Source organism: Variovorax sp. P1_H12_2, assembly GCF_056405335.1.
The window spans coordinates 1-16,394 of the sequence record NZ_JBFUCI010000018.1 but is presented as its reverse complement, the minus strand read 5'-3'; the positions used below and the strand labels follow the sequence as shown (position 1 = coordinate 16,394).

At 68.9% G+C, this 16,394-nt stretch carries 16 protein-coding genes; 9 read left to right on the top strand and 7 right to left on the bottom strand.

Annotated features, from left to right (window positions below; all coding sequences use genetic code 11):
- Nucleotides 1-2 precede the first annotated feature (2 nt).
- The 5 genes from AC1D2K_RS03775 (at nt 3) to AC1D2K_RS03755 (ending at nt 6,061) form a co-directional block, all read left to right on the top strand.
- On the top strand, nt 3-545 hold the full coding sequence (locus AC1D2K_RS03775) for a methylated-DNA--[protein]-cysteine S-methyltransferase (protein WP_478086425.1): 543 nt from the start codon (nt 3-5) through the stop codon (nt 543-545).
- Nucleotides 546-610: 65 nt separating this feature from the next.
- Complete coding sequence (locus AC1D2K_RS03770) at nt 611-1,816, top strand: multidrug effflux MFS transporter (protein ID WP_478086423.1); 1,206 nt, start codon at nt 611-613, stop codon at nt 1,814-1,816.
- A 79-nt stretch (nt 1,817-1,895) separates the two neighbouring features.
- Entirely contained in the window at nt 1,896-3,230 is a 1,335-nt protein-coding gene (locus tag AC1D2K_RS03765) for an MFS transporter (protein ID WP_478086452.1), read from the top strand.
- A gap of 213 nt (nt 3,231-3,443) precedes the next feature.
- On the top strand, nt 3,444-5,156 hold the full coding sequence (locus AC1D2K_RS03760) for a hypothetical protein (RefSeq protein ID WP_478086422.1): 1,713 nt from the start codon (nt 3,444-3,446) through the stop codon (nt 5,154-5,156).
- Nucleotides 5,157-5,215: 59 nt separating this feature from the next.
- A complete protein-coding gene (locus AC1D2K_RS03755) occupies nt 5,216-6,061 on the top strand; it encodes a PA4780 family RIO1-like protein kinase (protein WP_478086421.1) in 846 nt (281 codons plus the stop codon).
- Here the strand turns inward: AC1D2K_RS03755 and AC1D2K_RS03750 are convergent, their stop codons facing one another.
- Entirely contained in the window at nt 6,062-7,516 is a 1,455-nt protein-coding gene (locus tag AC1D2K_RS03750) for an alpha/beta hydrolase (RefSeq protein WP_478086420.1), read from the bottom strand.
- Nucleotides 7,517-7,732: 216 nt separating this feature from the next.
- Between AC1D2K_RS03750 and AC1D2K_RS03745 the strand changes: the two genes are divergently transcribed.
- Nucleotides 7,733-9,337 (top strand): MFS transporter, encoded by a 1,605-nt coding sequence (locus tag AC1D2K_RS03745; protein WP_478086419.1) that lies wholly within the window; start codon nt 7,733-7,735, stop codon nt 9,335-9,337.
- A 195-nt stretch (nt 9,338-9,532) separates the two neighbouring features.
- Nucleotides 9,533-10,267 carry a glutathione S-transferase family protein gene (locus AC1D2K_RS03740; RefSeq protein WP_478086417.1) on the top strand — a complete coding sequence of 245 codons (735 nt, stop codon included), beginning with the start codon at nt 9,533-9,535 and terminating at the stop codon, nt 10,265-10,267.
- A gap of 84 nt (nt 10,268-10,351) precedes the next feature.
- Here the strand turns inward: AC1D2K_RS03740 and AC1D2K_RS03735 are convergent, their stop codons facing one another.
- The gene (locus tag AC1D2K_RS03735) at nt 10,352-11,062 is read right to left on the bottom strand and encodes an FMN-dependent NADH-azoreductase (protein WP_478086416.1); all 711 of its coding nucleotides are present in this window, start codon (nt 11,060-11,062) and stop codon (nt 10,352-10,354) included.
- A 90-nt stretch (nt 11,063-11,152) separates the two neighbouring features.
- On the opposite strand from AC1D2K_RS03735, the gene AC1D2K_RS03730 reads away from it, so the two are divergent.
- Nucleotides 11,153-12,130: a LysR substrate-binding domain-containing protein gene (locus AC1D2K_RS03730; protein ID WP_478086415.1), complete on the top strand. Its 978-nt coding sequence runs from the start codon at nt 11,153-11,155 to the stop codon at nt 12,128-12,130.
- Between the two features lie 163 nt (nt 12,131-12,293).
- Nucleotides 12,294-12,596: a hypothetical protein gene (locus tag AC1D2K_RS03725; protein ID WP_478086413.1), complete on the top strand. Its 303-nt coding sequence runs from the start codon at nt 12,294-12,296 to the stop codon at nt 12,594-12,596.
- 9 nt (nt 12,597-12,605) lie between these two features.
- Here the strand turns inward: AC1D2K_RS03725 and AC1D2K_RS03720 are convergent, their stop codons facing one another.
- The 5 genes from AC1D2K_RS03720 to AC1D2K_RS03700 all read right to left on the bottom strand — a co-directional run bounded on the left by AC1D2K_RS03720 (nt 12,606) and on the right by AC1D2K_RS03700 (nt 16,261).
- Complete coding sequence (locus AC1D2K_RS03720; protein ID WP_478086412.1) at nt 12,606-13,301, bottom strand: glutathione S-transferase; 696 nt, start codon at nt 13,299-13,301, stop codon at nt 12,606-12,608.
- The gene (locus AC1D2K_RS03715) at nt 13,268-14,623 is read right to left on the bottom strand and encodes an MATE family efflux transporter (protein WP_478086450.1); all 1,356 of its coding nucleotides are present in this window, start codon (nt 14,621-14,623) and stop codon (nt 13,268-13,270) included. Before AC1D2K_RS03715 ends, AC1D2K_RS03720 begins: the two co-directional genes overlap by 34 nt.
- Before the next feature lie 74 nt (nt 14,624-14,697).
- On the bottom strand, nt 14,698-15,270 hold the full coding sequence (locus AC1D2K_RS03710) for a DUF2239 family protein (RefSeq protein ID WP_478086411.1): 573 nt from the start codon (nt 15,268-15,270) through the stop codon (nt 14,698-14,700).
- A 74-nt stretch (nt 15,271-15,344) separates the two neighbouring features.
- Nucleotides 15,345-15,707 (bottom strand): GIY-YIG nuclease family protein, encoded by a 363-nt coding sequence (locus AC1D2K_RS03705; RefSeq protein ID WP_478086409.1) that lies wholly within the window; start codon nt 15,705-15,707, stop codon nt 15,345-15,347.
- A 59-nt stretch (nt 15,708-15,766) separates the two neighbouring features.
- Nucleotides 15,767-16,261, bottom strand: a complete 495-nt coding sequence (locus tag AC1D2K_RS03700; RefSeq protein ID WP_478086408.1) for a hypothetical protein — start codon at nt 16,259-16,261, stop codon at nt 15,767-15,769.
- Between the last annotated feature and the right edge of the window lie 133 nt (nt 16,262-16,394).

Here is a 16,394-nt window from a genome sequence, read left to right as displayed (position 1 = left end):
CCATGGCTGCGCCCGGATTCGCGCTGTTCGACACCGCCATCGGCGCCTGCGGCATCGCCTGGGGTCCGCGCGGCATTGCCGGCGTGCAGTTGCCCGAAGGCGGGGAGGGCGCCACGCGCGAGCGCATGAGGAAGCGCTTCGCGCAATGGCCGGAGTGCGAACCGCCGCCGGAGGTCGCCCCGGCGATCGAAGGCATCCGTGCTCTGCTGAACGGCGAACCGCGCGACCTGGCCGAGATCGAGCTCGACCTCGAGGGCGTCAGCGAATTCCACCGGCGCGTCTACGAGATCGCGCGCCGCATTCCGCCCGGACGCACCCGCACCTATGGCGACATCGCGGCCGAGCTCGGCGACAAGGGCCTGGCGCGCGCGGTCGGCCAGGCGTTGGGGCTCAATCCCTTCGCGCCGGTCGTGCCCTGCCACCGGGTGCTGGCCGCGGGCGGGCAGTGGGGCGGCTTCTCGGCCCACGGCGGCGCAGCGTCGAAGCTGCGCATGCTGGCCATCGAGGGCGCGCGGCCGGACAGTGACAGCGGACATCTGTTCTGAGCGCTAGCACAGGCGGCCCGATCGCGCTGCCCACGGTCCATCGGGACCTTGGCGACAATCGGTGCATGACTTCTTCGCGCTTCTTCAAGATCGCGCTCGTGCTGGGCCTGTTGTCGGCCATCGGCCCGTTCGCGATCGACATGTACCTGCCGGCCCTGCCCGAGATCGGCAGCAGCCTGCACGCCGGTATCGGGCCGGTGCAGATGAGCCTCACCGCCTTCTTCATCTCGCTCGGCGTCGGGCAGCTGCTCTATGGCCCGGTGTCCGACATGGTGGGGCGCAAGCCGCCGCTCTATTTCGGGCTCGGCCTGTTCGCGCTCGCGAGCATCGGCTGCGCGATGGCCACCAGCATCGAGATGCTGATCGCGCTGCGCTTCGTGCAGGGCCTGGGCGCCGCGGCCGGCATGGCGATCCCGCGCGCCGTGGTGCGCGACCTGCACACCGGCAACGACGCGGCGCGGCTGATGTCGCTGCTGATGCTGGTCTTCAGCGTGTCGCCGATCCTGGCGCCGCTGGCCGGCAGCGCAGTGATCGCCTTCACCGGCTGGCGCGGCGTGTTCTGGGCCGTGACGCTGGCCGCAGTGATCGGGTTGGCGACCGTCGCCCTGGTGCYGAAGGAAACCCGGCCGGCCGAGGAGCGGGTCGAGAGCAGCCTGGGCAGCGCGCTCGCGGCGTACGGCGTGTTGCTGCGCGACACGCACTACCTCGGGCTGGTCTTCATCGGCGCCTTCGCGATGGCGGGCTTCTTCACCTACCTGGCGAACTCGTCCTTCGTGATGATCGACCACTACGGGCTGTCGCCGGTGCTGTACAGCGTGGCCTTCGGCGTCAATGCGGCGGCCTTTTTCGCCGCCGCCCAGCTCAACGGGCCGCTGTGCGAACGCTTCGGGATCGAGCGCGTGGTCAAGAGCAGCGTTGCCGCCTGCGGCGCCGTGATGCTGGCCATGTTCGCCTACTACGCGGGCGGCGGCGACCGGCTGGCGGTGCTGATCGTGCTGTACTTCATCGCCAGCGGGCTGATGGGGCTGGTCATTCCCACCACCTCGGTGCTGGCGCTCGAAAAGCACGGCACCATCGCCGGCACCGCCTCGGCCCTGCTCGGCACGCTGCAGATGCTGACCGGCGCGGTGGTGATGGCGGTGGTCGGCGTCTTCACCGACGGCCGACCGCTGCCGATGGTCGCCGGCATGGCGGGCGGCGCGCTGATCGCCGTCGTGCTGACCTGGCTCACGCTGGACGGGCGGCGCCAGGCCGCTTGTCCGGCGGGCTGAGACGGTGTCGGCCACCCTGGCGGCGCCCGCCGCTTCCGCCGCGCCCGACGGGCTGCCCCAGCCGCAGCGCCGGCAGGCCATGATGGTGGTGATCCTCGGCATCGCGGTGGCGATTCTTGATGGCACCATCGTCAATCTCGCGCTGCCGGGCATTGCGCGCGAGCTGCAGGCCGACCCGGCGCATGCCATCTGGGTGGTCAACGCCTACCAGATCGCGGCCCTCGTGATGCTGCTGCCGCTCGCCTCGCTCGGCGACCGGATCGGCTACCGGCGCGTCTACCTCACAGGCATGGCACTGTTCGCGGCCGCTTCGCTCATTGCCACGCTGTCCAACTCGCTCGGCATGCTGATCGCGGGCCGAGCGCTGCAGGGGCTGGGCGCCGCCGGCATCATGAGCGTCAACGCTGCGCTGGTGCGGCGCATCTTTCCGTCGGCCCAGCTCGGACGCGGCATGGCGATCAACTCGATGGTGGTGGCCACCGCCTCGGTGGCAGGCCCTTCGGTGGCAGCCGGGATCCTCTCGGTCGCTTCGTGGCCCTGGCTGTTCGCGCTCAACGTGCCGCTCGGGGCGCTGGTGTGGGTGCTGGGCCTGCGGGCGCTGCCGGTCAACGATTCGATGTCATCCGGGGTTCGCTTCTCGCTGATCGACGTCGTGCTCAACGTGGCGATGTTCGCGCTGATCTTCGTCGGCGCCGATCGGCTGGGCGTGCGCGGCGAATCCGGGCAAGGCGCCGGGCCCATGGCCTGGGCGCTGCTGCTGGCGGGCGTGGCGGTTGGCTTCCTCTACCTGCGGCGGCAGGCTGCGCTGGCCGTGCCGCTGTTCCCGGTCGACCTGCTGCGCATCCCGGTGTTCGCGCTCTCGATGGGCACCTCGGTGGCTGCCTTCTGCGCCCAGATGCTGTCGTTCATCGCGCTGCCCTTCCTGCTGCTGGACACCTACGGGCGCTCGCACGTCGAAGCCGGCCTGCTGATCACCGCCTGGCCGCTGGCGATCGTGGTGATGGCCCCGATCGCGGGTCGGCTGATCGGCCGATACTCCGACGGCTTGCTGGGGGGCATCGGCCTGGCCCTGCTGGCCACCGGCCTGGCGCTGCTGGCGGCGCTGCCGGCGCATCCGGGCAACGTCGACATCGTCTGGCGCATGGTGCTGTGCGGCCTGGGCTTCGGGCTGTTCCAGTCGCCCAACAACCACACCATCGTGACCACGCCGCCACCGCACCGCAGCGGGGCGGCGAGCGGCATGCTGGGCACCGCGCGGCTCACGGGCCAGACCCTGGGCGCGGTGCTGCTGGCCGCGATCTTCAGTTTCTGGAGCCCGCACGAGGGCAAGGGGCAGGTGATTGCGCTGAGCCTTGCGGCCTGCTGCGCGGCAGTCGCCGCGGTCTGCAGCACGCTGCGCACCCGGCAGGACTGAAGCCCCCACGCTCGTCACTCCGTGTACTCGCTGACCCCCGAGGGGGCGCGGTCCGCCTTGGGGCGGCCCGGCGGCGGACCCAGCCCCCACGCCCGTCACTCCGTGCATTCGCCGCCCCCAGGCGGTGCAGTCCGGCCCTATCTCCGACGGCCGATTGCCGGCCGCGGGGCAGCCTCCTATCGTTGAGGCACCTGTGGCGCCAAGGGGGGCCTCATGCCAGATCGTTCGGACATCCTGTGGTTCAAGACCGAGTTCGGGCCGCGCATCGTGCCGCTCCTGGCCGGCACCCCGCTGACCGTGGACATGATCGCCGCCATCGCCTGCCAGGAGACCGGCCACATCTGGCCGCTGCTGCGGCGCGAGAACATGGCGACGCCGCGCATCCTCGCGCTCTGCGTCGGCGACACGCTCGATGCCGACAAGGGTCGCCGCGCCTTCCCGAGGACCAAGGCCGAGCTGCTGGCCCGGCCGAACGGCGACCGGATGTTCGCGATCGCCCGCCAGGCGCTGGTCGAGATGGCGGCGAAGGTGCCGGGCTACACCGGCGCGGCCGCCCGGCCCGACAAGTTCTGCCACGGCTACGGCATGTTCCAGTGCGACCTGCAGTTCTTCCTGACCGATCCGGACTATTTTCTCGAGCGCCGGTACGAGCATTTCGAGGAGACGCTGGGCAAGTGCCTGGTCGAGCTGCGCCACGCGCTGCGCAAGCTGGGCTTCCAGGACCGCGAGTCGCTCGGCGACCTCGAACTCGCCGCGGTCGGCATCGCCTACAACACCGGCGGCTTCAGTCCCGCCAAGGGCCTCAGGCAGGGCCACTTCAACGGCACCCGCTTCTATGGCGAGTTGCTGTTCGACTTCATCCGGCTGGCGCGCACCGCTGCAATGCCGGATGACCCGGCACCGCTGGTCGAACCGCCGCCGGGTGTCGCCATCGTGCCGCCGCCCGCGCCGCCGATCGCCGAGGGAGCGGCGATGGTGGTGACCACGGTCGACGGCATGCTGCGCCTTCGCAGCGCGCCTTCGATCAGCACGCCGCCCCAGGCCAATGTGGTCGCGAACCTGCCCAGCGGGCATCCGGTGCGCGCCGTGACCGGAATGCCGGTGAAGGGCTTCCTGGAGGTGGAGACCGAACTCTTCGGCGCGCGGCTGCACGGCTTCGCGTCGACGAAGTTCCTGGCGCCCGCGCCCACGCGCCGGAATCCCGTGACGCCGAACGGCGCCCGCGCAGCGCCGCAGCCGGTTTTCACGCCGCCGGCGGCGGCCCTGCCGCGTCCGCCGGGCCACCTGACCCGGCGCCGCGACAACGCGAACGCCCATTCGCTGAACGAGCCGAACCAGCCGGGCCGGCTCGGCACGAGTGCGCAGGCGCTGCGTGCCGAGCTCGGCGCCATCGTCGACTGGCTGGCGGTGGACAAGCCCTCGCACAAGCGCTACCAGCCGCGCGCGGGCCTGACCTTCTGCAACATCTACTGCCACGACTTCTGCCACCTCGCGGGCGTGTACCTGCCGCGGGTCTGGTGGACGACGCCGGCCATCCTGGCGCTGGCCGGTGGAGCGCAGGTGACGCCCATGATCGGCAACACCGTGGTCGAACTGCGCGCCAACGACCTGTTCCGCTGGCTGCGCGACTTCGGCCAGGCCTTCGGCTGGCGCCAGAGCGGGATGCTGACCGAGCTGCAACAGGCCGCCAACCAGGGTGCGGTCGGCCTGATCGTGGCGCGAAGAAAAGAGGACGGCCGCTCGGGCCACATCGTCGCGGTGGTGCCCGAAACCGCCACCGCGAGCGCCCGCCGCAATGCCGCCGGCTTGGTCATCGCGCCGCTGCAGAGCCAGGCCGGGGTGCGCAACTTCAGCCGCGGTACCGGCAAGGCCGGCTGGTGGAACGGCGAGGAGTTTGCGGAAAGCGCGTTCTGGATCCACGCCTGAAGTCGTGAGCCGGAGGGCGGCTGCGCCGGGCTGTGAATGGCCGACAGGCAGAATGCGCCATGAAAGCACCCCCCCGACTGCAATCGCTGATCGACGAAGGCCTGATCGACAGCGTGGTACGCCAGCTCATGAGCGGCAAGGAAGCGATGGTCTACGTGGTGCGCTGCGGCGACGACACGCGTTGCGCCAAGATCTACAAGGAAGCMACCCAGCGCAGCTTTCGCCAGGCCGTCGACTACACCGAGAACCGCAAGGTCAAGAACACGCGCCTGCAGCGCGCGATGGCCAAGGGCACCAAGTTCGGACGGCAGGCCACCGAGGCCGCCTGGCAGAGCGCCGAGGTCGACGCGCTCTATCGCCTGGCGGCCGCGGGCGTCCGGGTGCCGGAGCCCTACAACTTCTGCGACGGCGTGTTGCTGATGGAGCTGGTCACCGACGCGCAGGGCGATGCCGCGCCGCGCCTCAACGACGTGGTGTTCACGCCCGAGGATGCGCGGCGGCACCATGCGACGCTGCTGGTGGAAGTGGTCCGCATGCTGTGTGCCGGCGTGGTGCATGGCGATCTCTCGGAGTTCAACGTGCTGCTCGGCGCCGACGGTCCCGTGATCATCGACCTGCCGCAGGCCGTCGACGCGGCGGGCAACAACCACGCACGGCGGATGCTGCTGCGCGACGTGGCGAATCTCAATGCCTTCTTCGGCCAGTTCGCACCCGAACTACTGCCGACCCGCTACGGCGAAGAGATCTGGAACCTCTACGAACGCGGCGAGTTGCACACCGCCTCGGCATTGACGGGCACCTTCGTGCGCGCGACCGGGCCGGTCGACCTGGGGGGCGTGTTGCGCGAGGTCGACGACGCGCGCGCGGAAGAGGCGGCGCGCCTGATGCGTGTGGCGGCCCGCTGATCAGGGCGCCGGAATGGTCGCCGCGATCCGTTCGGCCATGAAGTCGTAGAACGGGTTCGAGGACAGCCGGGTCAGCGAATCCAGGCTGACGATCAGCCCGCCGCGCTCGCCGCGCACCGCCAGCGCGCCGAGGTTGACGCCGAAATCGTCGCTGTCGTCGGGCCGGATGCCGTACAGCGGATCGGTGATCGGGAAGGGCAGGGCCAGGTGCGAGAGCGAGAACACCTCGATCGGAAACTCGAGCCCCAGCGGCCGGGTCTGCACCGTGGTCGAGCCGGCCTCCGTGACCTGTTCCACGACTTCGCGGCTGTGAATGTCGGCATTGGTGACCAGCGTCGAGCGGAAACGCCGCGGTGCCGGCGGCAGCACCCGGTCCGGCCGCAGGTCGCTGCCGGAGCGCAGCAGCGGTCCGAACTTGACGCTGCGGTTGAGGTCGAACAGCACCAGTTCGCTGCCATTGGCGGGCAGCCGCGCATAGAGGCTGGTGACGATCGCGCGGGTGCTGACCGTGAAGTCGATCACTGACTGGAAGGTGAGGATCGGCGGCAGCTGGTCGAGCCGGCCGGCTCGCTCCTCGCGCAGCACGTGCGCCTGCAGGTCGCGCGTGAGCAGGGACGACTGGCGTGCGCCGTTGACCGGGAACGAGTTGTACTTGAAGGGGTTGAACTCCGGCACGATGCCGAGCCAGGCCGCCTTGGCGAAGGCCGGGAAGACGGCCGGCCAGCCGAACACGCCGGCAAAGCGCGACAGCTCGGTGATGCCGATCATCGGCGCGATCAGGATCAGCCGGTCGGGCCGCGGAAGCTGTCTGTCGTCGATGGCATCGAGTGCGTACTTGGTCGCCAGCGCGCCGCCGTTGGAGAAGCCGACCACGTGCAGGGGCAACGGCGCCGGCACGCGCCGCCGTGCTTCGCGCACCGCGAGCTGCGTCGCCGCGGACCAGTCCTCCCATTGGACGTGGGTCAGCCCGGCGGGCACGGTGCCGTGGCCCGGCATGCGGATCGCGACGACCACGAAGCCGCGGTCGCGGTACAGCGTGGCGACATGGCGCAGGCTGAAGGGCGAATCGGTCAGGCCGTGGAGCAGCACCACCGCCCCCTTCGGCGGCCCTTGCGGGTCGAGCGTGTAGGAGCGGTTCCAGTCCTGCCGGAAATGGCCCGGATAGATCGGGCTGCCTTCGAAATAGCGGTTCGACGGGGTCTGCAGCTCGGGCGGCAGCTTCTGCGTCACCTCCTGCCGGACCTGATCGAAGGCCGCGTTCTCGGCCGCCAGCCAGGCGGGCCAGTCGGCCTTGCGGATCTCGTCGCCGGAGAGCTCGTGCGGTACGTGCGTATGCCACGGTTCGAGCGCCGGGCCGCGTTGCACGTCGTAGGTGCGAACCGCGATCAGGGTGACGAAAACGATGCCCAGCAGCAGCGCCGTGCGCTTCAGCATCCTGGCCAGCCAGGGTCCCATTCCGATCCTCTTCCGTTCTTGTTCGCGCACGCGTCCCGGGAAACTTCCCGGCGTGCAATCTATCACGAGGCCCGAAGCCGGGAACCGGTGCGGCGCCCGGGCCCGAGCCTTGAAAATCCGGTTCGACGGCGTCGATCGCGTGGGCGGTCCTGCGCCGGAATCGCGGCCGGCCTTCATACTCCGGCGACCAACACCCCTGCGCGGAGGGCACACCCCATGAGCCAGATCGGCAAGCCACCGGGCGACGACACGCTGATCCTTCACGGCTGCGAGCCGACCGGCTGTCCGCCGGCCTCGAAGCCGTGGGTGCTGGGCGCGGCGATCATCGGCTCCAGCATGGCCTTCATCGATGGCACGGTGGTGAACGTCGCGTTGCCCGCGATCCAGGCCGATCTGCATGCGACCGCCTTCCAGGCCCAGTGGGTGGTGGAGTCCTATGCGCTCTTTCTTGCCGCGCTGCTGCTCGTCGGCGGGTCGCTGGGCGACCACTTCGGGCGGCGGAGAATCTTCGCGGTCGGCGTCGCGCTCTTCGCGCTGGCCTCGCTCGGCTGCGCGCTGGCGGGCGACGTGCGGCAGTTGATCCTGGCGCGCGCGGTGCAGGGTGTCGGCGGCGCCATGCTGGTGCCGGGCAGCCTGGCGCTCATCAGCGCATCGTTTCCCGAGAAGGAGCGCGGCCGCGCGATCGGCACCTGGTCGGGCTTCAGCGGCATCACGGCCGCCATCGGGCCGGTGGTGGGCGGCTTCCTGGTCGATCACTACTCGTGGATCTGGGCCTTCCTGGTCAACCTGCCGATGGCGGTCGTGGTGCTGCTGATCGTCTGGCGCCACGTGCCTGAAAGCCGTGGCGGCGCGGCCGCCGGGGAGCGGCTCGATCTCTGGGGCGCGGCGCTGGCCACGGTCGCGCTCGGCGGCATCGTCTATGCCTTCATCGAGGCGCCGACCCAGGGCTGGGGCTCGCCGTCCGTGCTGGCTGCGCTGCTCGGCGGCCTCGCCGCCAGCGTCGCCTTCGTCGTGGTCGAGTGGCGGGTGCGCTCGCCGATGCTGCCGCTGCCGTTGCTTCGCATCGGCAATTTCGGCGGCGCCAACCTGCTGACGCTGCTGCTCTATGCGGCGCTCGGCGGCGGGCTGTACTTCTTCCCGCTCAACCTGATCCAGGTGCAGGGCTACTCGGCGACGGTGGCGGGCGCGGCCCTGCTGCCGTTCATCCTGATCATGTTCGCGCTCTCGGGCTGGGCCGGACAACTGGTCGATCGCTTCGGCCCGCGCCTGCCGCTGGTGGTGGGGCCGAGCATCGCGGCGATCGGTTTTGCGTTGTTCGCGGTGCCGGGTGTCGGCGCGAACTACTGGACCTCGTTCTTCCCGGCGGTGGTGGTGCTCGGCTTCGGCATGACGGTGACGGTCGCGCCGCTCACCACCACCGTGATGAATGCGGTCGGCGCGGATCTCGCGGGCATCGCTTCGGGCGTGAACAACGCGGTCTCGCGTGCCGCGGCGGTGCTGGCGATCGCGGTCTTCGGCGTGGTCCTGGCCTGGGCCTTCGACCTGCGGCTGGGCCAGGGCCTGCGCGAGCTCGGCGCCTCGGCCGAGACCACCGCCTTCGTGCAGGCCCAGCGCAGCCAACTGGCGGGCGCCGCGCTGCCGCCCGGCGCCGACGCGGCTGCGGCCGCGGCGCTCAGGCAGACGGTCAACGCCGCCTTCGTCTCGGGCTTCCGCTGGGTCATGCTCGTGTGCGCCGGCCTGGCACTGCTGAGCGCCCTGAGCGCCTGGATGCTCATCGGTCGCGATCCCGCGCGCAGCGCACCAAACACCCGGATCCGCTAGAGGACCTCATAGGTGCATCCGCACGACGGATGTACTGGGAGCTGGCGAAGCTGCGGCACACGATGAACGCGGTGCCGCACTGCGAACCGACGGGCGACGAGGTGTTCGAGTGAGCATCTCGTAGCGGTTTGTCGCAGGCCGCTCGGCTTTCGGGCCTCGTCGGGTTAGCCTCTGGGCAAATCACAGAGCATCGAGATGATCGTCCATACCTTCGGCCCCGCCTGGAACTGCATCGACCTGAGTCCGTTCGTCGTCAAGCTTCTGACCTGGCTGCGGATGGCGCAGCTGCCGTGCACCACGCAGGTCGCCAATGTGCGCAAGATGGGCAACGACAAGCTGCCGGCCTTGACGCTGGACGACGGCCGGCTTCTCAATGATTCGCAGCAGATCATCGACATGCTGCGCGAATTGCATCAGGACCCGCTGGGTGAGCGGCGCTGGGGCCCGTCCGAGCGGGCGGTGGCGCGCGCCTGGCGATCCCTGTTCGAGACCGACCTCTATTTCGCCGCCTACTACCAGCGCTGGGTTCCGGACCCGAATTTCGCAATCCTGATCGCGGTCATGGCCGACTACATGGGCGCGCTGGGCGTGCCCGCATTCGTGCGCCCGTGGGCGGTCAGGGCGGTGCGGCGCAACACGCTGGCCCAGCTCAAGGCGCAAGGCACCGGCCGGCGACCCATCGAGCAAATCCACGCCATGGCGGACCGCGGTTATGCCGCGGCCAGCGACTTCCTGGCCGACAAGCCGTACTTCCTGGGCGACCGGCCGAGCGAACTCGATGCGACCGTCTTCGCTTTCCTTCACACGCTGTTGCTGCCTCCCTTCGATTCCCCGCAAAAGGAACTGGTGGCCGGCCGATCGAACCTCGTGGGCTATCACCAGCGGATGCTGGCGCAGTATTGGCCGGAGCGGGAAGCGGTGTCGACTTGACTCTGTCCGATCTTCGGTACAGCCCGGAGTTCGAACGCGGTCCCATCTACTGCAGCTACTTTCGCGACCCGAACGGCAACAAGCTCATCTCCACTGCGTGATCTGACCATCGCGCCTCAGAGTTGCTTGCGTCGTCAACCGTTCGACCAACTGGTCGACGGCGCACTCCGCCTGTTTGATCGACCGGGCCAGCCGCTCGCCACCGAACTCGTCGTATTCCACCGCGGCGTCGAAGACCTCGGTGATGCCGATGTAGCCCAGAGCGGTGCGCACGCTGGCTTCGGCGTGATTGAGGTGTGCAATGCGCTGAGCGTCGCCATAGCCGAAGTCGCCACGCGAACCCAGCAACACCACGCGTTTGCCGGCATCGGACAGCAGGGGCCAGTACGGCACCTCGCCCCGCGCACGGTCGAAACCGAACGTGCGGCCCACACGAACGACATTGTCGATGTAGGCCTTGAACTGCGCCGGCACGCTGAAGTTGTACATCGGCAGCCCCACGATGATCAGGTCGGCCGCGAGCAACTGGTCCACCAGGCGATCGCTTTCCGCCAGGACGTCATGCATCCATGGCTCGCGCGCCTCGGGTTTCGTGAACGCCGCGTGGATCCATGGTCCCGTGACGTGCGCGGGCGGCGACCGACCCACGTCGAGGTACTCGATCGGGTCGTCGGGCCGCGAAGCGCGCCAGCGCTCGACGAAGCGAGCAGAGAGCCTGCGTGTGTGTGAACCATGGGGATCGATGCCGGAGCGGCCGGCACGGGCGCTGGCGTCGATATGAAGAATCTGTGTCATCGGGGAGCTTTCGTTGGACATAATGGATGAGTTATTTTTTCGTTTCTCTTTGAGAAAGGCGTCAGGGTCTTTGAATTTTCAAATGTCGAAATGACGATGACAAACGATGATTTCTTGCCTTTAGATGAATTGAATTCATCTGTTCGAAGCCCCAGGCGATTGCCTCCGCTGTCGTCGCTGCGCGCATTCGAAGCCGCCGCAGCCCACCTCAGTTTTCAGCGCGCCGCGCGCGAGCTGTCCGTCACGCCGACCGCCATCAGCCATCAGGTGCGTGGCCTCGAAGAGGCGCTCGACCAGCCGCTGTTTCGTCGGCTCACGCGTCAGCTTGCATTGACGCCTGCTGGCGAACGACTTTTCGTTGCCGTGCGCGAAGGGCTGGACATGGTCGAGGCGGGCGTTCGCTCCGCACGCGCACGAAGCGCCCGCGAGACCGTGACGCTGACCACTCACGCCGCCTTCGCCGCCAAATGGGTGCTGCCGCGGATGGCCAGCTTCCGGGCCGCATGCCCCGGCATCGAACTGCGCCTGCATGCGAGCGACGCGGTCGTTGATCTGACGCGCGCGGAGGCCGATCTCGCGATCCGCTCGGGATCGGGGCGGTGGCCCGGACTGGTGACCGAAGCGCTGATCGCCGAACGATATGCGCCCGTGTGCAGTCCGCATCTGGGCCTTCGCCGCGCGCAGGACCTGGCGAAGATGCCGCTGATCCACTTCGACTGGCAGGCACGGGCGCATGCGCCCGCGACTTGGATGCGTTGGTTCGACGAGGCCGGCATCGCGCCGCAAGGACGGCACGGCGGCAGGACGCGAGAAAAGGGCGGGAAGGGCGATCTGTCGTTCTCGGACGAGACGCACGCGATGCTCGCCGCATTGGCGGGCCACGGCGTCGCCTTGCTGAGCTTGACACTGTCCGCCGACGAACTGCGAAGCGGCGCATTGCTGCAACCGTTCGGGCCGATTCTCTCGACAGGCAGCTATTTCCTCGCGGCGGCAAACGGGCGCGAGCGCGAGCCTGCGATCCAGGCGGTGTGGCGCTGGGCCGCGGGCGAAGCGGCGCGTCAGGGATAGCGAAGCGGGAGCCGTGGTGTTCGAATAGCTGCGAGAACAGCCGTCCTTTTCCCGTCCCGGCTTGCCAGTCCGCGCGTTCCCGAGCCCAATGGCGTCAGGTGCGGCGTCGGCCCCTGGGCGTTCCGACGCCGCCGCCAGTCCGACATCCGAAAGGTGGCCGTCGATGAAGCACTTCCTCATCAAGTACCAGTTCAAGAACGGCACGGCCGAGGCATGGCATGAGCACATCCGCCAGTTCATCGCCTGGCTGGACACCGAGCCGGCCGTGAAGGGCAAGATTTCTTACCGCTGCCTGAAGGAGCGGGATGGCGCAGGCTACTACCATCTGGCCGCCGCGTCGGACGAGCAGGCGATCAAGGCCTTGCAGAGCCAGGATTTCTTCAAGCGCTATACCGAGGAAAGCAAGCGCGTCGCCGGCGGCGAGGTCGAGGTCGTGCCGCTGGAGTTGATCGCGCAGACGTCCTGAGGTTTTCGATCAGGCAGGGAACTCGACGCCGCGCTGGCCGGCGCGCCAGGGCGGGTACTTGTGCATCACGTGCGCAAAGACCGGTGCCTCGAGCCGTGCGGCCAGCCAGGCGTGCAGGCGCGGCCAGGCCTCCTGCGCTTCGAACCAGGCCGCATCGACCTGCGCGAACTGCCGCACAAAAGGCGCGATCGCGATATCTGCGACCGCGGGCGTGTCGCCGTGCAGACAGGACCGGGTCTGCAGCAGCGTCTCAAGCCGCGCGAGGAAGAGGGCGCCTCGTGCGCGATGTGATTCGGCACCGGCCTCGGCCACCGGTTGCCGCTCCGGATACTTGTAGCCGTCCAGGTGCCGCTTGAAATCACCGTCGCATTCGGCGATCAGCGCCAGCATCTCGTCCAGCGTCGCGTGAGCGGGCCTCAGCCAGTGCTTCGGGTCGTTGCGCCTCAGCGCCCACAGCATGATGTCAAGGCTCTGGTCGATCACGCGGCCATCCACGTCGACCAGCACCGGCACCGTGCCCTTCGGCGACGCGGCCAGCAGTTCGACCGGCTTGTCGCGCAGCACGACCTCCCGCAGTTCGCAGAACTGGCCGCTGACGGCGATGGCCATCCGCGCCCGCATCGCATAGGGGCAACGCCGGAAGGAGTAGAGGATCGGCCGCGCGGCCGCGCTCAGATCAGCCGCTGGATCGCCTTCTTGCGCCATACGAAGCGGTAGTAGCAGGCCTGCAGCGTCAGCATCGCGGTGAAGGCCACCGGATAGGAGATCCAGATGCCGTTCAGGCCCAGGCGGTGGCTCATCCCCCACGCCACCGGCACCTCGATCAGCGCGATGCAGAAGATCGAGATCGCGGTCGGCACCAGCACCGACCCGCTGGCGCGCATGATCCCCGACAGGGCCGCGCCCATGCCGAAGATCACGGTGCTCCACAGCATGATGTGCAGCAGCGTCTGCGCCACTTCGATCACCGGCTCGCTGGTGATGAAGAAGCCCATCAGCGGCCGCGAGAACAGGTAGCCCAGCACCACCAGCGAGCCGGTCAGCATCAGGTTCATCAACAGCGCGGTGCGGGTGATCGCGCCGAGGCGCTGCACCTGGCCGKCGCCGATCGCCTGGGCGCCGAGGATCGAGGCCGTGATCGCGATCGAGATCGCCGGGAACTGCACGTAGGCCACCACCTGGTTGACCGCGCCATAGGCCGCGGTCGCATCGGAACCGTAGGCATTGACGAAGGACAGCAGCGCGATCTCGGCCAGCGAGACGACGATCATCTGGACGCCGGTCGGCACGCCGACCTTGAGCACCGCCTTGAGCAGCGCCGGACGCACGCGCAAGTGCCGCACGAAGTCGGCATCCGGCGCCAGCGGACTCTTCTTGCGCCGAAGATGGAAGGCCAGCCAGGCGGTCGCGACCACGAAGGAGACCACGGTGGCCCAGGCGCCGCTGGCCACGCCGAGCTGCGGCAGGCCGAACCAGCCCCTGATCAGCGCCGGCGTGATCACCAGGCCCAGCGCGGTCGAGATCATCAACGTGTAGAGCGGGGTCACGGTGTCGCCGACGCCGCGCAGCATGGCGGTCGACAGCAGGAACACGAACAGGCCCGGCATCGCGATCAGGATGATGCGCGCGTAGCGGGTGGCGTCGACCAGGATGTCGGCCGGCGTGCCGAGCAGCTTCAGCATCGGTTCGGTGAAGATGCCGCCGAAGAGCGCGACACCGAGGCCGAGCAGGATGCCCACCGTGAGTGTCGTGCCGGCCACCGCGCGCGCCTTGTCGGGCTCGCGCGCGCCCCAGGCCTGGCCGATCAGCACCGAGGCGCCAGCCCCGAGGCCGATCGTGAAGGCGATGAAGAAGAACATGATCGGGAAGAAGCCCGACACCGCCGCCAGCGCGCGCACACCGAGCATCTGCCCCAGGTAGACGTTGTTGAGCGTGCCCGAGAGCGACTGCAGGATGTTGCTCAGCAACATCGGCGCGAGGAACAGCAGGAACACCTTCCACAGCGGCTTGGACGCCATCGCGGCCATGCGCGCATTGGCGGGTGGGGCGACCGGCGGCGGCACCGTGTCGGCAGCGGCAGCGGCGGCCGGGTCGACGGCGCTCATTGCTGGCTCCAGGCCGATGCGGCGAGCTTGTGGAGTTGGGCGCCGACGTCCTCGGGCCAATCCGCGACGCGTTGCGCGAAGCGCTCGCGGTCGCCGGCGAACAGCGCGCGGGTGGCTTCCTCGAAGCCGGGCAGGGAGCCGGCGATCACGGTCATGAATCGATAGGCGGATTCGCGCGCCGCACGTACGGCGTCACGGTCGGCGTTGACGCGGCTGGCCTCCTGGACCAGGCGCCGAAGCGCCACGGAAGCGCCGCCGGGCTGGCGGTTGAGCCAGTCCCAGTGGCGCGGAAGCAGGGTGACCTCGCGCGCCACGACGCCCAGCTTGGGACGGCCTACGCCGCGCGGCGCCTCTGCAGGCGCCTCGGCGCTGGCCGCCGGTGTCGCGGCGCCGGCCCTGTGATGCACATCGAAGTCGAGCAATTCGCCAGTCTGTTCGTCGAACACGAGGCAGGGCGCATCGTCTTCCCGCTCGCGCAACTGCGCGAGCACGTCAGCCGTGCTGCCGTGGGCGATGCGCTTCAGGTCAGCGAAGACGATCAGGTTGAGGGGGGCGGAATCGGACGGCATGGTGGTTTTCTTTGTTATCGAGGGGGCCGGGCAGGAAGGAGGCTCGTAATCTACCCGCTGACGAGCTTCGAGCGTCACGGTGCGTGGTACCCGCGTTCGCCGACACACTGGCGTTCCTCGCGCCAGAGGGCGAGGAGCTTCTCGACTTCGGCGCCACGGTCGAAGGCCGGGTCGTCGCTCTCCTTGATCCGGTCGACCACTTCGAAGCGAAAGTGCGCCGCGCCGTGTTCGATCCAGTCGCGCAGCAGCGCCTTGTTGCGGTGCGAGCGCAGGCCAAGCTCGAAGCGCGCGCGGTTCAGGGCACCCTCGACATCCAGGCTGCCGGCCATGTAGCTGCGGCCGTTCAAGGTGTTCGTGATGGCCAGGACCCCTGCCGGTCGCAGGGCGTCTTTGTACGTTCGCGTCAGGGCGCGCCGCGTTTCTTGTGGCAAGTTCATGCCCACATATTACCCGGGTAAATTGAGTTCTTCAATATACCCGGGTAAAAATAAGGAGCTCAACCTTCCCGCAGGCGCCGCCAGCCCCGACGAATGCGGCGTCTCAGCGCCCGCACAAGGCGCCAGGCACGCCTCTCGCGAACGCGCGTCAGCACGCCGTCCTTCCAGCTTTTCCAGCGCGGATAGAAGCGCGCGAACCATGGGATGCGCATCAGCGCCGGCTGGACCAGCTGGAACAGCCGTGCCAGGATCGCGGTGCCCACCAGCTTGGCACCGAGCAGCAGCAGCAAGGCGCTCACGGCGTGCCCTTCGCCGAGCAGGAAGAGTCCGAAAAGCTTGACCGGCAGCAGCATCAGTGCCGGCAGAAAGAAGGCCAGCACCGCGCCCCAGGGAGGCAGCGCACGCACCGCGGCCTCGATGCGCGCCCAGATGCGCAGCCGCGCCAGCCGGGCTGCGCCGCGGGCCAGCGGGTCCCAGCCCCACTCCTCGAACAGCAGCACCGGCACCAGCAGCGCCATGCCGATCAAGCTCAGGAGTTTCTTCAAGATACGCATTCGGCGCCATTGTCCGCTTGGGGCCTATGGCAAACTTCCGCGCTTTATCCGGCAGGCGCCAAGGGCGCCGTCGTCCCTGGGACTTTCCTCCTCATCCATGCAGAAAATCATTCGCCAGCTCGCGGCCGAGATC